This window comes from Inquilinus limosus DSM 16000, from assembly GCF_000423185.1.
In the GTDB taxonomy this organism is placed as follows: Bacteria; Pseudomonadota; Alphaproteobacteria; order DSM-16000; family Inquilinaceae; genus Inquilinus; species Inquilinus limosus.
Genome location: NZ_AUHM01000001.1, coordinates 451,972 through 469,182, shown reverse-complemented (window position 1 = coordinate 469,182; position 17,211 = coordinate 451,972). Strand labels below are relative to the sequence as shown.

Below are 17,211 nucleotides of genomic sequence, written 5' to 3'. Positions count from 1 at the left end.
TCATGCCCAATGTTTACGACCGCCTCGCCGCGCTCGGCATCACCCTGCCCAAGGCGCCGCCGCCGGTCGCCAATTTCGAGACGCACCGCGTCTCCGGCCAACTCCTGTTCCTGTCGGGGCAGGGGCCGCTGGAGGCCGACGGCACCCTGCATCGCGGCAAGGTGGGCGCCACGGTCGATCGCGAGGTCGCTTACCGCCATGCCCGGCTGACCGGCGTCAACCTGCTGGCGGTGATGCATCAGGCGCTGGGCGACCTGAACCGCATCACCGGCATCGTCAAGCTGCTCGGCATGGTCAATGCGGTGCCGGAGTTCGAGCATCATCCGGAGGTGATCAACGGCTGCTCCGACCTGTTCGTCGAGCTGTTCGGGCCCGAGATCGGCCGCCATGCCCGCTCGGCCGTCGGCATGGGGTCGCTGCCGCGGCAGATCACCGTCGAGATCGAAGCCGTCGTCGAGTTCGCGCGCTGAGGGAGGCACGCCCATGAAGCCAAACGAGGATATCCGCCGCCGCCTGGGCCTGCGCCCGGTGATCAACGTCTCCGGCACCATGACCTCGCTGGGCGCCTCGATCGTGGTGCCGGAGGCGGTGCAGGCCGTGTCCGAGATCCTGCCGCAATTCGTCGAGATCACCGACCTGCAGCGCAAGGCCAGCGCCCGGATCGCCAGGTCCTGCGGCGCGGACGCCGGCTTCGTCACCGCCTCGGCTTCGGCCGGGATCAGCCTGGCCGTGGCCGGCGCCATGACCGGCGACGACCTGCTGGCGATCGAGCGGCTGCCCGATACGACCGGCCTCACCAAGACCGAGGTGCTGCTGCAGGTCGGCCACATTGTCAGCTACGGCGCCCCGGTCGACCAGGCGGTGCGCCTGGCCGGCGCCAAGGTCGTGCCGGTCGGCACCGCCACCCTGGCCCAGGGCTATCAGCTGGAGGGCGCCATCACCGAGCGCACGGCCGCGGCGCTCTATGTCGTCTCCCACCATGTGGTGCAGTACGGCCAGATCCCGCTCGAGGAGTTCGCCGAGATCTGCCGGGCCAAGGGCGTGCCGGTGATCGTCGACGCCGCCTCGGAATACGATCTGACCGGCTTCCTGGCCCGCGGCGCCGATCTTGCCATCTACAGCTCGCACAAGTTCCTGGGCGGCCCGACCGCCGGCATCGTCGCCGGCCGCGAGGACCTGGTGCGCGCCGCCTTCCTGCAGAACCGCGGCATCGGCCGCGGCATGAAGGTCGGCAAGGAGGGCGTGGTCGGCACCATCGCCGCGCTCGACGCCTGGGAGAAGCGCGACCATGCGGCGGTGCGGGCGCGGGAGGACGGCCATCTCAAGCTGTGGCACGAGGGGCTGGCCGGCCTGCCGGGCGTAACCGCGGTGATCGAGCCCGACCCGACCGACAACCCGCTCGACCGCCTGCGGGTGACGATCGACCCGGCCGGGGCCGGCCTCGGCGCCTGGGACGTGGCCGACCGGCTGGCCGCCGGCGACCCGCCGGTGATCGTCCGCGACCACGAGGTCGAGCACGGCTATTTCTACCTCGACCCCTGCAACCTGCATGACGGCGAGGCGCAGATCGTGCTCGACCGGCTGCTGGCGGCGCTGCGCGGCGCCGCGGGGGATCCGCCGCAGGGCGATGCCCGCGAGCGCCTGCTGGCCCGCAGCCGGAAGGGGCTGGAGTCGCTGCTGCGGTTTCCGAAGTCGTCAGAGACGGATAACCCATAACCTCTCCCGCGTGGCGGGAGAGGTCGGGCGTCCGCAGGACGTCCGGGTGAGGGCTGGCACCGGCCTCGACAAAGGGCCCTCACCCGGAGCCGCTTCGCGTCTCCGACCTCTCCCGCAAGCGGGAGAGGCAACACAAGAGCGGTCCTCCCTTAGGCCGGATCCTCCAGGCTGAACTGACCGCTCTCGCCGTCATAGGCGAAGAGTTCGGCGTAGCGGCCCCAGGAGACAGCGGCGCGAAGGGTTTCCTCCGCCCTGTCTTCGGACATGAAATCCTCCAGCTCCTCGGTGAAGCGCAGCCGCGGCGCGCGGTGGCTCGGCCGCTCGTCCAGCACCCGCCGGATCAGGGCCGCGATCGGCACATGCGCCAGCAGATGCGCCGCGAACAGCCGCTTGCGCTGGTCGACGTCGGACTCGACGAACAGTCGTCCATGGTCGGTCAGGTGGATGTCGCCGTCCGCCAGTTCGGCGAAGCGCATGAGCTGCAGGGCTTCGGCGATCGGGAACAACTCGTCCGCCTCCATCTGGAGTGTCGCCGCCAGGTCCGGCAGGTCGGCCCGGCCGTTGTAGGGCGGGGCGGCCAGCGCCTCCATCAGGCCCGACATCAGGTTGGTCGAGACATGCGGCAGCTCCATGCCGATGCCGGTGCCGTGGAAGCCCGCCTTCGGCCCGGCCTTCTCCGGCTCGCGGTTGGTCATGCGCGCGTAGATGTCGTCGACCATCCGCCGGAACTCCGGGTCCAGGCGGTTGCGCGGATGCGGCAGGTCGATCCTGATCTCTGCCGCCACCCGGCCGGGGTTGGAGGAGAAGATCAGGACGCGGTCGCACATCAGGATCGCCTCCTCGATGTTGTGCGTGACCATCAGGATCGACTTGATCGGCAGCCGGCCCTCCATCCACAGGTCGATCAGGTCGGTGCGCAGCGTCTCCGCCGTCAGCACGTCGAGGGCCGAAAACGGCTCGTCCATCAGCATGAGGCGCGGATGCACGACCAGGGCGCGGGCGAAACCGACGCGCTGGCGCATGCCGCCCGACAGCTCCTTCGGATAGGCGCTCTCGAAGCCGTCGAGGCCGATCAGGTCGATCGCCTCCAGCGCCCGGCGCCGCCGCTCCGCCGCCGGGATGCCCTGGGCCTCCAGCCCGATCTCGACGTTCTGCAGCACGGTCAGCCAGGGGAACAGGGCGAAGCTCTGGAACACCATCGACAGGCCGTCGGACGGGCCGGCGACCGGGCGGCCGCACCAGGTGACGGCGCCGGCGGTCGGCGGCACCAGCCCGGCGATGATCCGCAGCAGCGAGGACTTGCCGGAGCCGGAGCGGCCGAGCAGCCCGACGATCTCGCCCTCGCGGATGGTCAGCGAGACGTCGTCCAGCACCAGCAGGTCGGCGTTGTCGCTCTTGTGATAGGCCTGCCGGACGCCGGCGACGTCGATCAGGATCGGATTGTCGTTGGCGGGCTTGGCGGTCGGACGAAGAAGAGTGGTGTCGAACATGGTCGTGGCCCTCAGTCGAGGCGCAGCCGGCGGGCGGCGAAGGTGAAGAGCGGCCGCCACAGCAGCCGGTTGAACAGGGTGACGAAGACCGACATCACGGCGATGCCGAGCACGATGCGCGGATAGTCGCCGGCGGCGGTGGCCTGGGCGATGTAGGCGCCGAGGCCATGGGCGGTCAGGGTGGTGTCACCCCAGCTCGCCACCTCGGCGACGATGCTGGCGTTCCAGGACCCGCCGCTGGCCGTGAGCGCCCCGGTGACGTAGTAGGGGAAGATCCCGGGCAGGATCACCTTCCGCCACCAGTTCCAGCCGCGGATGCGGAAGCTGGACGCGGCCTCCCTCAGGTCGGTCGGGAAGGCGCTGGCGCCGGCGATGACGTTGAACAGGATGTACCACTGGGTGCCCAGCACCATCAGCGGCGCCAGCCAGACGTCCGGGTCCAGGCCCAGCCGGACGATCGCCACCACCGCGAAGGGAAAGGCGATGTTGGCCGGGAAGGCGGCCAGGAACTGGGCCAGCGGCTGCACCCGCTCGGCCACGCGCGGGCGCAGCCCGACCCAGACGCCGACGGGCACCCAGACCAGCGTCGCCAGCGCGATCAGCACCACCACCCGGATCAGGGTGAAGACGCCCAGCAGCACCGCCTCGGCGGCATCGCTCCAGCTCAGCTCCGTCGCCACGAAGCCGATGATCTGCCACAGGGCATAGGCGATCGCCGCCAGCAGCAGGGCGATGAAGCCCCAGTCGGCCCAGCGGCTGGACCAGACCCGCGCCACCACGCCGTCGCCGGCGGTCCCGGCCGGGATGAAGGCGAAGCGCCGGCGCGACACGGTGCGGACCAGGAGGCCGATCGGCGACAGCGCCAGCTGGAACAGCCGGGTCCGCTGCGCCAGGTCCAGCAGCCAGGAGCGCGGGGCGCTGGTGCCGGCCGACTGCTCGAAGCGGAACTTCTCGGCCCAGGCCACCAGCGGCCGGAACAGCAGCTGGTCATAGGCCAGGATCACCGCGCCCATCACCAGCACCGCCCAGCCGACGGCGGCCAGGTCGCGCCGGTCGATCGCCGCGGCGACATAGGAGCCGACGCCGGGCAGGGTGATGGTGGTGTCGCCGACCGAGATCGCCTCCGACGCCACCACGAAGAACCAGCCGCCCGACATCGACATCATCGTGTTCCACACCAGGCCGGGCATGGCGAAGGGCACCTCCAGGCGCCAGAAGCGCTGCCAGGGCGACAGGCGGAAGCTGCGGCTGGCCTCGTCCAGGTCGCGCGGCACCGTCTTCAGCGACTGGTAGAAGCTGAAGGTCATGTTCCAGGCCTGGGAGGTGAAGATGGCGAAGACCGCGGCGCATTCGACGCCCAGCACCTGGCCCGGGAACAGGGCCATGAAGCCGGCGACGGTGAAGGACAGGAAGCCCAGCACCGGCACCGACTGCAGGATGTCCAGCAGCGGGATCAGCACCATCTCCGCCCGCCGGCTCTTGGCCGCGGCGGTGGCGGTCACGAAGGTGAAGACCAGCGAGGCGACGATCGCCGCCAGCATGCGCAGGGTGGTGCGCAGCGCGTAGTCGGGCAGGGCCAGCGGGTCGAGCGAGATCGGCGTCTGCTCGAGACCGGCCAGCGGCGCCAGGGTGGCGCGGCCGCCATGCGCGACCAGCACGATGGCGCCGAAGACGAGGGAGAACGCCACCAGGTCCCAGAGATTGGGCAGATAGCGCGGACGCTCCGCCCGTGGTTCGACCCAAGTCGAACCACGGGCTATTGAAGCGTGGATCATCCGATCCACGCGGGCGGGGTGGTGCAAGGTCATGATGTCCGTCCGGAAGGCAGGCGGTCGCAATCACCGCGCATCCGTGGGGATGTGCGGCGCGGAACGGCCGGTGAGCGCCGGCGTCAGCCTCGCCTTCGGTCGTCGCCCTCCAGAGAGAGGCGCCGATAGCGTCGACGGAGATCGAAAGACTGGTGCTTCATGGTTCACCTCGCACCGGCGCGGCCCGGCCGCGACGAGGTGAACCGGACCCGGGGGTCAGGCTCGCTGCGTCGGCGCCGGCAGAGTCGCGCTAGGTCGACTGGGCGTGCTCATCGGAGCGGCGGATCCTTGATTGCATCGGGAACTGGCCTCGACACGGGCGATATCGCGCCGCGAAGCGCAGCGGTCAAGCCGTTTTCCGCGCCTGAACGATTTGTAAGGAAGGGGCCGGGATCAGCCGGCCGGCCCGGCCTCCAGCCGCTTCAGGAAGCGCAGCAGCGCGGCCTCGCCGCGGCGGCCGTCCGTGTCGTCGCCGGGCGGCCAGCGCAGGGTCGTGGCCAGGCGGCCGTCGAGATAGGCCTCGACGATCTCCGGGTGGACATAGCAGGCGCGGCACACCGCCGGCGTGTTGCCCAGCTGCTCGGCCACCTGCTTGATGCAGCGCACCACCTCGGCCTTGGTCGGCGGCGCCTCGGGATCGGCGGCCGACAGCAGCCGGGCGGCGAATAGCGTGCCGGCCCAGGTGCGGAAGTCCTTGGCGGTGAAGTCCTGGCCGGTGATCTCGCGCAGATAGTCGTTCACATCGTCCGAGCCGACCGAATGCCGCTCGCCCGTTTCGTCGACATACTGGAACAGCCGGTGGCCGGGCAGGTCCTGGCAGGAGCGGACGATGCGGGCGACGCGGCGGTCGCGGAAGCCGGTGCGGTGCAGCCGGCCGCCCTTGCCGTGGAACTCGAAATACACGGCGCCGCCCTCGACATCGGCATGCCGCTTGTGCAGCGTGGTCAGGCCGAAGCTCTTGTTCGCCTTGGCGTATTCGTCGTTGCCGACGCGGATCAGCGTCGTTTCCAGCAACCGCACGATCGCCGCCAGGACCTTGGTCCGGGTCAGGCCGCGCTGCGCCAGGTCGGCATCGACGCGCTTGCGGATGCGGGGCAGGGCGCGGCCGAAGGCGACCATGCGGTTGTACTTCGTCTCTGACCGCACCTCCTTCCAGCGCGGATGGTAGCGGTACTGCTTGCGGCCGCGCTGGTCGCGCCCGGTGGCCTGCAGATGGCCCTGCGGGTCGAGGCAGATCCAGACATCGGTGTAGGCGGGCGGGATGGCGAGCCTAGCGATGCGCTTCAGTGTCGCCTTGTCCCGCACCGGCTGCCCGTCGGGCATCCGGTAGGCGAATCCCTTGCCCGACCGGCGCCGCCGGATGCCGGGTTCCGTGTCGGAGACGTAACGCAGCCCATGGGCCTTCGCCTGCGCGGGCGGGGACGGGTCGGGCAGCGTGCCCGGCAGTGCTGCGGTGTCGGCCATGCGGGGAAGCTGGTTCTCGGCAGGGAACGGCGCTTGGACCAACGGCACCGCCGCCGCTATGGTTCCGGTCCCGACCCGCAGCCGCGCCGCCGCCCGTGACCGACCCGATCCGCATCCTCGTCGACGCCGATGCCTGCCCGGTGAAGGCGGAGATCTACCGCGTCGCCGAGCGCTATGGGCTGGACGTCTTCGTCGTCACCAATGGCGGGGTGATGGTGCCGCGCGACCCGCGCATCCGGCTGGTGATCGTCGGCGAGGGCTTCGACGCGGCCGACGACTGGATCGCCGAGCGCGCCGGGCCGGCGGACATCGTCGTCACCGCCGATATCCCGCTGGCCGACCGATGCCTGAAGGCGGGGGCGATGGTGATCGGCCCGACCGGCCGGCCCTTCACCAAGGATTCGATCGGCATGGCCCTGGCCAGCCGGGCGCTGATGGCGGATCTGCGCGCCATGGGCGCGGTCGGCGGCGGCAACAGGCCGATGTCGGCCAGGGACAAATCGGCGTTCCTGTCGGCGCTCGACGCCGCCGTGGTGCGCCTCAGGCGCAGCCCTCCGCGGCCGGCCTGAGGCTCAGGAGCCTGCCTCGTCCCGACGCGCGGGCACATGGCCCAGTGCCGCCAGCGCCCGTTCGTCCAGCATCTCCAGACGGCCGCGCTTCAGCCGGATCAGCCCCTCGCGCTGCAGCTGCTGCAGCATCCGGTTGACGTGGACCACGGACAGCCCCAGCGCGTCGCCGATATGCCGTTGGGTCAGGGGGAAGGACAGGACCGAGCCGGAGACCAGCCCGGCGCGCATTCCGCGCTGGAACAGGGCGGTCAGCAGGAACGCCACCTTGCCCAGGCCGCTGTCCTGGCCCATGGCCAGCAGAAGGTCTTCGAGGTCACGCTTCTCGCGCGCCGCCAGAAGGCCGATCTCGTAGCCGAGCTCGGGCGCCTGCCGGATCCGGTCGCGCAGCCGGCCGGGGCGGATCTCCACCAGCGACACGTCGGTGATGGCCTGGAGCGCGCTGATCGAGGCGCCGAGGAACTGGGAGTGCAGGCCCGCGACGTCGCCGGGCAGCAGGAAGCGGACGATCTGCCGCGCCCCGCCGGGCAGTTGCCGAGTGCGGGCGGACCAGCCTGCGGTGACGTGGACGACCGGCGGGTCCGGCCGGTCCTGCGGCCAGATCTCCTGGCCGGCCTTCGCGGTCGTCTGCCGCAGATCGGCCGAGGAAAGGTGCAGCAGCGAGATCAGATTCTGCGACGGCCCGGACGAACCTGGACCCCGCGACCCCAGACTATTCTCCACGAACGCCCCGTTGCGGCTTGCAGGTCCTGAAATCGCCAGCCGGCGCAGAGCATCCGCTGCGAATTCCTGATTCGAGGGCGTCACAATACCGTCATCGCTTCCGGGGCCGCATTGTTTCGGATTCGCGGGAGAGCGATGGCAGGTATGTTGTTGAAGCCGCTATTCGCGGCAACTATAAAGGGGCAGCCGTGGTGCTCAGTCGTATATTTTCAGAAATTAACTTAAGATAATTTTGGGGGTGGTCGTTTTGACGCGGCTGCTATTGAATTTCGATAGAAGTCGACATTGCGGAAGGCAGGGCGGGCGAAGCAATCCAGCTGACGCCCTCGGGATCGCTCCGCCCCGGCTGCATCAGGCGAACTGGCCGTGCGGCGACACGATCATGTCGCGGGGAACGCCGGCCTGCAGCAGCCCCTCGCCGATCTGCCGCTCCGACGGGAAGCTGGAGATCACGACCTTGCGGCCGCTGCGCAGCACGTCGTCGGGCGGGATCACGACATGGGAGCCCAGGCCGTGCCCGTGCTTCTGCGGATCGCGGTCGGTGATCCCGAGGATCCGGGCATGGCTCTCGAGCGAGGTCCGCTCCAGCATGGTCGAGGTGTGCAGCCCGGCGCCCCAGACATAGACCTCCTCGCCCGGCCGGATCCCGGCCCGAATCCGCTCCTCGACCGCGCCCCAGCGCTTCTTCTCGACATCGCCGTAGGCCCGGCAGAAGGCGCGGTTCTTGGCGACGCCGTCGATCAGCGGCGCGTCGGGCTGCGGCGTCTGCTTGCGGGCCAGGACCGTGATCACGGGGTAGGGGTAGTGGTCGACCGTGACCGGCGCCTGCAGGATGCCGAAGCCCGTGCGGGTCAGCAGGTTGGCCAGTGAGGTCTCGTCGAAATAGTTGACGTGCTCCATCATGAACAGGCCCGGCGGGTTGACCTCCGGCGCGGCCAGGCAGGGCACCTCGAGCAGCAGCAGGCCCTCGGGCGCCAGCGCGGCGTGGACGCGTCGCAGCGTCGCCGACGGATCGTAGACGTGCTCCAGCACATGCGAGAAGGTGATCAGGTCCTGGCCGCCGCGATGCGGCAGCGTTTCCTCGTCGCCGCCCAGGTCGACATCGATGCCGTTGCGCTCGCGCGCCTGCTCGCACGCCTTCGGCGACAGATCGCAGCCGGCCACGGTCCAGCCCAGCTTGCGGAAATGCCACAGCATCGACCCGCTCGACGCGCCGACATCGTACATCCGGCCCGGCCGCACGCCCTCGGCCTGGACCATGGTGATCATCCGGCGAGCGGTGTCGATCAGCGGCGGCTCGCCGCTGCCGAAGGCGGTGTAGTTCGAGAAGGTCTGATACTGGCGCAGCATGGTCTCGGGCGAGACCGCGGGGTCCTGCAGCGTCAGGCCGCAGCCGGAGCAGCAGCGCAGGGCGTAGGTGACGCGGCCGAGGCCGCAGACATCCATCGCCGTTTCGAACACCGTCTCGCCTTCGGTCGAGCCGCAGACAAAGCAGGCGCGGCGGATCGTCGAATTCTGCATCAAATACCCCTCGGAAACGCGCGGATACGCCGGGAAACATCCGGAAACGCGAACGCAGGATAGGGGGCCTATCCCGCTATGTCACGCGTGGTGAGGGGCGGTGGGCACACGCGATGCCGGACGCGTCGATGGGATCATAGATAGTCTACTATTCCACGAAAAATCTGAAGATATTCCATTTTTCCATTCATCATATTCACCAGACATTTACTGGTATCTTGACTTTCTCTCGCTGCGCTCCGTATTGCCTAGGAGAGCGGACGCCGCACCGACCGGCAGCGCGCGACAGAATATTCGAAGGGATTACGTGGACGGGAAGGCCATATGTCGAAGGATAGCCGCATAAAGTATGACAAATTCGACCGCCGAGTGCGTCGGTACTCTCTTCAACCGGCCCTTCCGCGAACGGAACGCAGGAGCAATGTGACAAAGGCGCTGGAGATCGCAGGGTCCGAGTTGAGGGTGCATTTCGCCTCGCCGAGGAACAATGTCAGCGTGAAGTTCGAGCTTTGATGGGACCGACTGATGAACGAACGCGAACTCCTCACCGTCCTTCTCACCGCCACTAGTACCCAGCAGGTCGAGGTAGCCCTTGCGGTGTACTTGGCGGCGCACCCCGGTACCGCCAGGTTCCAGCCGATAGGGCGCCGGCCGAATAACCGAGGTGCAATCGAAGTCGCGTCGGACGCGGGTCGCTCGATGATCGAGCGGGTAACCAATATGCTTGACGCGGTCCTGGATCTGGAGCATGAGCGGCACGGTGGTGTCCCGACGTGCCGCTCTCCTCGTGAGGCTGCTAGCGCTTGGCTCGGCGTGCCGGAGAAGGATGGGCTCTCTGCCCTCACGAACAAGCAACGCCAGGACCTAGCTGCGAGGGCGATTATCCGTCTGGAGCCCGGCGAGGGTTCGCAGTCCAGACTCGTAACCGTAGTCGATCAGGGGATAGGGATCGAGCCCAACAGGCTCGAAGGCACGATTCTTAGCCTCAACGAGAGCAACAAGATTCAAAAGCACTACTTGGCCGGAACCTATGGCCAAGGTGGCTCCAGCACGTTCGCCTTTTGCAAATATGCTGTCATCGTCTCGCGACGGAGCGATGTGGATATAGTGGGGTTCACGCTGGTTAAGTACGAGGACTTGCCCGCCGAGGACTTCAAGACCGGTCGATATGTGTTTCTTGTGAACCACGATGCGCCGCTGGAAGTCCCGGCTGCGGAAGACGATATCCAGCATGGCACGATCGTTCGTCACTTCGGCTATGACCTGACTGCCTACACCTCTGCGCTCGGCTCCAAGAGCGTGTACGGCATTCTCGGCCGTATCATGTTCGATCCCGTCTCGGCGATCAGGTTCGAGAATCGGGTCCACGACTGGAACCGCACCATAAAAGGCGCTCGAAACGCTCTGAACGGAGCGGTTGACGAAGGGGACGACGACGCCAAGGGACCTACACTCGATCACCATGTCCCGATGTTCAACGTCGACCTCGGCGACTACGGCTCCATCGGTATCGAGTACTGGGTTCTGGCAAGGCCCGACGTGGCTAAGGGGAAGAAGCGGACCAAACCCGCGGAGAACTTCGTGGACGCGACGAGGCCCGTGGTCCTCACTCATAATGGTCAGAACCAGGGCGAGATCACCGGCCGGATAATTAAAGACGACAAGGACGGTGCCGATCTGCCGTTTCTCCAGACGCAGGGGCGGCTGATTTGCCATATCAACTGCGACCGCCTTTCTCCGAACGCGAAGCGACTGCTGTTTGCAAGCACCCGGGAGCAGTCGCGCGAAGGTTATATGCTGGAGCGCATCAAGTCCGAGCTTGTCGGTGCTCTTCGCGCGGATGACGAACTCGTGCGCCTCAACGCGGAGGCCCGTGAGCAAAGTCTGAAGGAGAAGGATGAGGACGCGCAGAAACATATGCGCCGTCAGGTCGCCAAGTTGCTCCGCATATCGGGAGCGGCGCTTCAGGAGGTCGGCGGAACCAAAGCCTCAAAAGATGGGGACAGGGAGATCAAACCCAGACCACCGAGAGTCAAGCCCCTGCCAATCGAGCCGAAGGACCCACCCACGTTCGTCCGCATCGTCTGGGACGACGACAAAGATATGCCCTTTTACGCCGGTCAGCGCCGCTACGTCAGGGTCGAGACCGACGCGAATTCTGATTACCACGATGCGGACAATCCGGACGCGTCGCGTCTCAATATAGCTGTGGGAGACGACCTGCGAGTGTTCGGTACGAGTCCGCTCAAAGGTGGGAGGATGCGGATTGGCGTTGAGTGCCAAGAGAGTGTGGTCGTAGGTTCAACGGGTTCCATCAGGGTCGAGCTGTACCGCAAGGGCCTGCCCGCTTTGAGTGACGAATGTGGGTATGGAATCGTGGAGCCGCCGGAGCCGAAAGACCAGGAGCGCCAGAGCACCCTTCCGGACTTTGAAGTCATCGCGGTTTCAGGGCCTGACGATGATCGTTGGGAAAATATCTGCGAAGATCCAAATGATATCGATGTGGCTCGCCACGCCAGCAAGTTCGTCATGTCCGGTGGCAAACTTTACGTCTACTACTCTGAGGCCTTCCCTCGCTTCTCGACCGAGGTCCGGCGCTTCGAGCAGCAGAACGAGGCGTTGGCGGCGTCCTTCCGCTCCCGCTACGAGATGTGGCTCGCAGTGCACTCGCTACTGATGTACCAAGAGACTCAACGCAAGGGCGCAACGGAGATCCCCGAAGATGCCGTCGAGGAGATGGGGCGTCAGGAGCGCGCCCGTCTTGCGGTCATCGCGGTTATGGTTGCTTCCCAGGAGGTGAAGAGCGGCATTTCTGACTCGGAGGAGGACGAGGTAGCCGTGGCATGATGCCTCTGCTCCGGCTCATCTCGTTTGGTGATGACGATTTCGTCGCAAGTTGAGGCTATATCCCTGGGATCAAAGCGGCTTATAGAGTGGGCAGCGTACCGCCACTCGGCCTCTACTGATAGCCAGCGCCTATGAAGCGTTTGAGCCACGGCGCCTGTCGTGTTGCTGCCGGCGAATGGATCCAGGACAATATCTCCTTCGTCTGTTAGAAACTTCACGAAGAACTCGACGAGAGTGGATGGCATTCGCGCGGGATGCACCGGAACGCCATGCTCGACGCAGAACTTCCGATAGTCGTCGCTGGAAAGTGTATTTGCCACCTTAAGTAGGTTAGTGGTCTCCTCAAGATACTCCGCGAAGCCCTGCGGCGTCACCATACTGTCCAGCGCTGGTATCGCTTCCGCTCCGCCGACGTTAGGGGGAATTGCCCCATTATTATCGGATTTGAAGCTTTCGGCGCCGATGTGATACTCCGACGGGCGTGGACCGGCGTTGTACTTTCCGGTTTGAAGCAGCCGCTTCATACTGGGACTGTATTCGCGGAGCACCTTCCGGTTGTCGGCCTTGGGTCGGGTCGTGGGTGACATCCACCAAATGCGTGTGAACGCGTCTTTTACCCTCACCCTCTCTTTGTTGACCCACTCAATCGGCGAAGGGAGCCTCGCGGGATTGTACCAGATGAACTCCTGGCAGAGGTGTAGGTTGCCCTTCTTCAGGAAACGGAGAAAGGCCTCAATCACATGGGTAGACATTGTCGGCTCGCCAGGCATCCAGGCATTGCCGATCTCAATCACAATCGAGCCATCATCGGTGACCATGTCCCGGAGCAGTGGCGCGAATTTTGCGAACCAGCGGATGTAGTCGTCACCCTGCAGGTTGCCGTAGCTCTTTTTAGTATTTAATGGGAATGGTGGGGATGTAAAGGCGAGTTGAACTTTGTTCCTGAGATCCTTGAACGGCTTGCTATTGAGAACTTTGAGGGAATCGCCACAGTAGGCCGCCCCAAGGTCGGTGTTGTAGATCGGAATCGACGCGCGGCGCCCTGGCCTCAGCGCATCAGCGATCTGTGCATGGTGCGTTGTCCCCCAGCCCGGCATATCTCTGTATCTCTGTCCTGCCTGTATCGATTCCCGTTGCACCACAATATCTTGGCCCGAAATTTCCGTATATGCCTAAATCTGGCCAGAGGGTGAAAAGGTACGCACCTAGCCTGTATGCGCAGTGTAGCAAGCGATGGTGCCGGATGCAGGGGTCGAACCCGCGACCTTCGGTTTACAAAACCGCTGCTCTGCCAGCTGAGCTAATCCGGCGCAGGCCCATCCCTATCGAGTCCCGCCGCCGCTGTCCAGCGGGGAGGAGAGGCGCGCGACGCGCTGGCGGCGCCGCGGCCGCAGGCCGTATGATTTCCGTCTCCGTTCATGTGGGGATGGAGGCGGGTCTTGTCTGCGGGGTCGGCGATATGGCGCGACCTGGCCGGGCGGAGCGCCAACGACAATTGGCCCGGAACCGGGCGGCCGGGCCCGGCGCCGGCCGTTTCGCCGGCCTGGCGCCTGCTGCTGGCGCTGGAGGACGCGATGGAACGGGCCCGCCAGCGCCGCGAGCTGGCCCGGCTGTCGGAGCCGGAGCTGAAGGATCTCGGCTGGACCCGCTGCGACGCGCTGGCCGAGCTGTCGAAGCCGTTCTGGCGATAGCCGCTTCGTCGAGCAAAGCCGGGGCCGCCTGCGCAGCGGCCCCGGCGGTTGCGCCTACACCAGCAGCAGGTCCGACACGGCCAGCGTCGTCACGCCGGTCAGGGTGACGATCAACTGCGCCTCGGCCTCGTTGCCGGCGCCGTCGGCATCGAACCAGAGCCGGCCGCAATCGGTCTCGAACAGGAATTGCGGGCCACTGCCGGTGGCCTGCGGATCGGCGCCGGTGATCAGCGACGGCTGGTACCCCGTCTCCAGCCCGAAGCCGGCCCGATCGATCACCAGCCGGTCGGTGCCGCGGGTGAAGTCGGTGATCTGGTCGCCCGAGCCCACCGCGTCCTCGCCGAAGACGAACCGGTCGCGGCCGGCGCCGCCGGTCAGCAGGTCGCCGCCGGAGCCGCCTTCGAGGGTGTCGTCGCCGGCGCGGCCGTCCAGCGTGTCGTCGGCCGCGCCGCCGGACAGCGTCTCTCCGGCCGTGGCGCCGCGGATGTCGTCGTCGCTATCGGTGCCGACCACCGCCTCGAAGCCGGACAGGGTGAGACCCTTCGCCAGCCCGTTGTTCCGGCTGCTGTCGGCCAGGTCGACGATCGCGGACAGGCCGAGGTCGTTCTCCAGGAAGGACAGGGTGTCGAACCCGTCGCCGCCGGTGAACCGGTCCGTCCCCCGGCCGTCGCCGTAGTCGCGGGTGAAGCTGTCGTTGCCGGCGTCGCCGAACAGCTGGTCGCTGCCGGCGCCGTCCAGCAGCGTGTCGTGGCCGGCGCCTCCGCGCAGCACGTCGTTTCCGGCATTGCCCTCGAGCCGGTCGTCCAGGGTGTCGGCGGTCACCGTGTCGTTGCCGCTGCCGCCCTGGAACTCCAGCGATTCCATCGCGGCGAAGCGGGTCGTGGCGTCGACATTCACCAGGCCGTTCGAGAAGGTGAAGGTCACCCCCGCGGCCTGGTCGGCGAGGTCGACGAAGACGCGGTCGACCCCGGCGCCGCCGGTGGCGTAGTCGCCCTTGTTGATGTGCAGCGCATCGTTGCCGGCGCCGCCGTCGAGCGTATCGGCGACGGTATCGCTCAGCTCGTCCCGGCCCCAGATCACGTCGTCGCCGTCGCCGCCCTGCAGCGTGTCGGCGCCGTCGCCGCCCTCGAGCGTGTCGTTGCCCCCGAGGCCGATGAGGATGTCGTTGCCGCCGCCGCTGATGAACTCGTCGTCCAGCGCGCCGCCGGTGAGCTTGTCGGCGCCGGACCCGGTCTCGATATGGACGCGCTCGATGTTGAGCAGGGTGACGCCGCCATTGACCAGCCCCGCGGCCGCCGACAGCGTGAAGGCCAGGTTGGCCGTGGCGTCGGAGCGGTTGACCCAGGCCAGGTCCGTGCCGGCGCCGCCGTCGACCTTGAAGGTGCCGTGGACGGCGCCGCCCTCCGGGTTGAGATAGGCCGCGTCGTCGCCGGCGCCGAGCCAGACATAGCTGCTGTCGCCGCCCGAACTGGCATTCTGGACCTCGATCTCGACGCGGTCGTTGCCGTTGCCGGCATCGATGGTGTTGTTGCCGCCGGCGTCGCGGATGGCGTCGTCGCCGTCCTTGCCGCTGATCGAATCGTTGCCGGCGCCGCCGTCGAGCGTGTCGCCGCCGGCGCTGCCGGTGAGCGCGTCGTTCCCGGCACCGGCGCTGAAGCTGACCTGCTGCGCCACCCCGGCATGCAGCCTGTCGGCGCCGGAACCGGTGGTGATCCGGATGATCTCCGCATCGGTGATCACGGTGCCGTCCGACAGGGTGGCGGTGCGGCCGGCGAAGCTGAAGGTCAGGCCGGCGGTGGCGTCGCCCCGGTTCAGCTCGACCGTGTCGGTGCCGGCCCCGGCATAGACCGTGTCCTTGCCGCCGCTCCCGGCGATCAGCCGGTCGTTGCCGTCGCCGCCGTCGAGCACGTCGATGCCGGTGCCGCCGTCGAGCACGTCGTCGCCGCCGCGGCCGCTGAGGGTGTCGTTGCCGCCCAGCCCGTTCAGCACATCGTCCCGGTCGTGGCCGCGGAAGACGTTGGCGGCAGCGGACCCGCTGATCGTATAGGCCTCGAAGCCGATGAACCGCGTGCCGTCGGACAGCCGGTGGAGCACGGTGGAGGCTTCCGCGGTGAAGTTGCCGGTCACGCCGGTCACCACCAGCCGGTCGATGCCGGCGCCGCCGTCGATCTGGTCGGCGCCCTGGCCGATCGCCACGGTCGCCGTGTCGTCCCCGGCCCCGCCATAGATCACGTCGGCGCCGAGGCCCCCCTTCAGGCCGTCGTTGCCGTTGCCGCCGATCAGCCGGTCGTCGCCGGCATCGCCGGAGAGGATGTCGTCCTGGTCGCCGCCGTCGATCACGTCGGCATCGTCGCCGCCGTCGATCACGTCGTTCCCCGCCTCGCCGTAGAGCCGGTCGGCCCCGGCTTCGCCCTGGATGAAGTCCCAGCCGAAGCCGCCGCGGACGGAATCGGCGCCGTCCCCGCCGTTCAGCGCGTCGAAGCCGGCGCCGCCGTCGAGGATGTCGTTGCCGCCGTCGCCATTGAGCTGGTCGCTGCCGCCGCCACCGCGCAGCGCATCGTTGCCCTCGCCGCCGATCAGGAGGTCGGTCCAGCGGCCGCCGGTCATCGAATCGGCGAGATCCGTGCCGGTGATGAAGTGCTGCTCGATGCCGACGACCACGGCGCCGCCGGGCAGCGTCCGCGCGGCGATCGGGTCGGCGGCGGTGAAGGAGACCCCGGCCGACTGGCTGGAATAGTCGAGCATCAGCATGTCGAAGCCGAGGCCGCCGTCGATCTGGTCGCCGGCCGCCTCGGCCGGATCCTGGATCACGATGATGTCGTCGCCGGTGCCGGCCCGGATGTAGTCGGCCCCCGCGCCGCCGGTGAGGTTGTCGGCGCCAGACCCGCCCTGGAGGACGTCGTTGCCGTCGTCGCCCATCAGCATGTCGCCCTGGAAGCCGCCGTCGATCCTGTCGGCGCCGTCGCCGCCGACGGCGATGTCCGTCGCGAGGCCGCCCGAGAGCGTGTCGTTGCCGCCGAGGCCGTAGAGAGTGTCGCTGTCGGGGAGGGGGCGGTCGCCGACGAGAATGTCGGCGCCTTCGGTGCCGGTATGGATGGCCATGGATGAAATCCGTTCCGTTTGAAATCGCGAGACGATCGACGCCCACCCCCGGCCCGCAAATGACGCGTGCAGCTGCCCCGGGCTCCTGTAGAGCCCGGTTGATGCATGCGCATCCGGGAGTGGGCGCGGCCCGCGCCGTGACGCTTCGTCCTGGCCGGGCGCCGCCATAGATCATCGGGGGCCGAGGCCCGTCACCCCCCGAATGGAGGGGACGATCTAACTTTCTGGGCGGTTAGGGGATGGGCCGCAACCCGTCCGCGTGGGATGAGGAGACATGCCGGGC

Annotated in this window: 12 protein-coding genes and 1 tRNA gene; 5 read left to right on the top strand and 8 right to left on the bottom strand. The window is 67.6% G+C overall.

Features of this window, described 5'->3' with window-relative positions:
- Positions 1-2 precede the first annotated feature (2 nt).
- On the top strand, positions 3-470 hold the full coding sequence (locus G537_RS0102305; RefSeq protein ID WP_034850356.1) for a RidA family protein: 468 nt from the start codon (positions 3-5) through the stop codon (positions 468-470).
- Positions 471-483: 13 nt separating this feature from the next.
- Positions 484-1,716: an aminotransferase class V-fold PLP-dependent enzyme gene (locus G537_RS0102300; RefSeq protein ID WP_026868741.1), complete on the top strand. Its 1,233-nt coding sequence runs from the start codon at positions 484-486 to the stop codon at positions 1,714-1,716.
- A gap of 149 nt (positions 1,717-1,865) precedes the next feature.
- On the opposite strand, the gene G537_RS0102295 is transcribed toward G537_RS0102300, so the two are convergent.
- From G537_RS0102295 to G537_RS36010, 3 genes are all read right to left on the bottom strand, one after another.
- Entirely contained in the window at positions 1,866-3,206 is a 1,341-nt protein-coding gene (locus tag G537_RS0102295) for an ABC transporter ATP-binding protein (protein WP_051247698.1), read from the bottom strand.
- 11 nt (positions 3,207-3,217) lie between these two features.
- The gene (locus G537_RS0102290; RefSeq protein ID WP_245578878.1) at positions 3,218-5,014 is read right to left on the bottom strand and encodes an ABC transporter permease; all 1,797 of its coding nucleotides are present in this window, start codon (positions 5,012-5,014) and stop codon (positions 3,218-3,220) included.
- 393 nt (positions 5,015-5,407) lie between these two features.
- Positions 5,408-6,478, bottom strand: a complete 1,071-nt coding sequence (locus G537_RS36010; RefSeq protein WP_081688525.1) for a DNA topoisomerase IB — start codon at positions 6,476-6,478, stop codon at positions 5,408-5,410.
- Between the two features lie 107 nt (positions 6,479-6,585).
- On the opposite strand from G537_RS36010, the gene G537_RS0102280 reads away from it, so the two are divergent.
- Complete coding sequence (locus G537_RS0102280; RefSeq protein WP_425402273.1) at positions 6,586-7,047, top strand: YaiI/YqxD family protein; 462 nt, start codon at positions 6,586-6,588, stop codon at positions 7,045-7,047.
- Positions 7,048-7,050: 3 nt separating this feature from the next.
- On the opposite strand, the gene G537_RS36005 is transcribed toward G537_RS0102280, so the two are convergent.
- Together G537_RS36005 and G537_RS0102270 are read right to left on the bottom strand one after the other, a co-directional pair.
- The gene (locus tag G537_RS36005; RefSeq protein WP_051247697.1) at positions 7,051-7,767 is read right to left on the bottom strand and encodes a Crp/Fnr family transcriptional regulator; all 717 of its coding nucleotides are present in this window, start codon (positions 7,765-7,767) and stop codon (positions 7,051-7,053) included.
- A 351-nt stretch (positions 7,768-8,118) separates the two neighbouring features.
- Positions 8,119-9,288, bottom strand: a complete 1,170-nt coding sequence (locus tag G537_RS0102270; RefSeq protein ID WP_026868737.1) for a class I SAM-dependent methyltransferase — start codon at positions 9,286-9,288, stop codon at positions 8,119-8,121.
- Positions 9,289-9,813: 525 nt separating this feature from the next.
- Between G537_RS0102270 and G537_RS0102265 the strand changes: the two genes are divergently transcribed.
- On the top strand, positions 9,814-12,135 hold the full coding sequence (locus G537_RS0102265; protein WP_026868736.1) for a hypothetical protein: 2,322 nt from the start codon (positions 9,814-9,816) through the stop codon (positions 12,133-12,135).
- Here the strand turns inward: G537_RS0102265 and G537_RS42780 are convergent.
- Entirely contained in the window at positions 12,033-13,274 is a 1,242-nt protein-coding gene (locus G537_RS42780; protein WP_211230261.1) for a DNA-methyltransferase, read from the bottom strand. The two genes, G537_RS0102265 and G537_RS42780, sit on opposite strands and share 103 nt — an antisense overlap.
- A 95-nt stretch (positions 13,275-13,369) precedes the next feature.
- Positions 13,370-13,445, bottom strand: a tRNA-Thr gene (locus G537_RS0102260).
- Between the two features lie 129 nt (positions 13,446-13,574).
- On the opposite strand from G537_RS0102260, the gene G537_RS36000 reads away from it, so the two are divergent.
- Complete coding sequence (locus G537_RS36000) at positions 13,575-13,826, top strand: DUF1127 domain-containing protein (RefSeq protein ID WP_034850354.1); 252 nt, start codon at positions 13,575-13,577, stop codon at positions 13,824-13,826.
- Between the two features lie 54 nt (positions 13,827-13,880).
- Here G537_RS36000 and G537_RS0102250 read toward each other — a convergent pair whose 3' ends face one another.
- On the bottom strand, positions 13,881-16,928 hold the full coding sequence (locus G537_RS0102250) for a calcium-binding protein (RefSeq protein ID WP_026868735.1): 3,048 nt from the start codon (positions 16,926-16,928) through the stop codon (positions 13,881-13,883).
- Between the last annotated feature and the right edge of the window lie 283 nt (positions 16,929-17,211).

Coding starts and splice junctions, on each gene's coding strand:
- G537_RS0102305 (WP_034850356.1), top strand. CDS start 3: ATGCCCAATGTTTACGACCGCCTCGCCGCGCTCGGCATCACCCTGCCC.
- G537_RS0102300 (WP_026868741.1), top strand. CDS start 484: ATGAAGCCAAACGAGGATATCCGCCGCCGCCTGGGCCTGCGCCCGGTG.
- G537_RS0102295 (WP_051247698.1), bottom strand. CDS start 3,206: ATGTTCGACACCACTCTTCTTCGTCCGACCGCCAAGCCCGCCAACGAC.
- G537_RS0102290 (WP_245578878.1), bottom strand. CDS start 5,014: ATGACCTTGCACCACCCCGCCCGCGTGGATCGGATGATCCACGCTTCA.
- G537_RS36010 (WP_081688525.1), bottom strand. CDS start 6,478: ATGGCCGACACCGCAGCACTGCCGGGCACGCTGCCCGACCCGTCCCCG.
- G537_RS0102270 (WP_026868737.1), bottom strand. CDS start 9,288: ATGCAGAATTCGACGATCCGCCGCGCCTGCTTTGTCTGCGGCTCGACC.
- G537_RS0102265 (WP_026868736.1), top strand. CDS start 9,814: ATGAACGAACGCGAACTCCTCACCGTCCTTCTCACCGCCACTAGTACC.
- G537_RS0102250 (WP_026868735.1), bottom strand. CDS start 16,928: ATGGCCATCCATACCGGCACCGAAGGCGCCGACATTCTCGTCGGCGAC.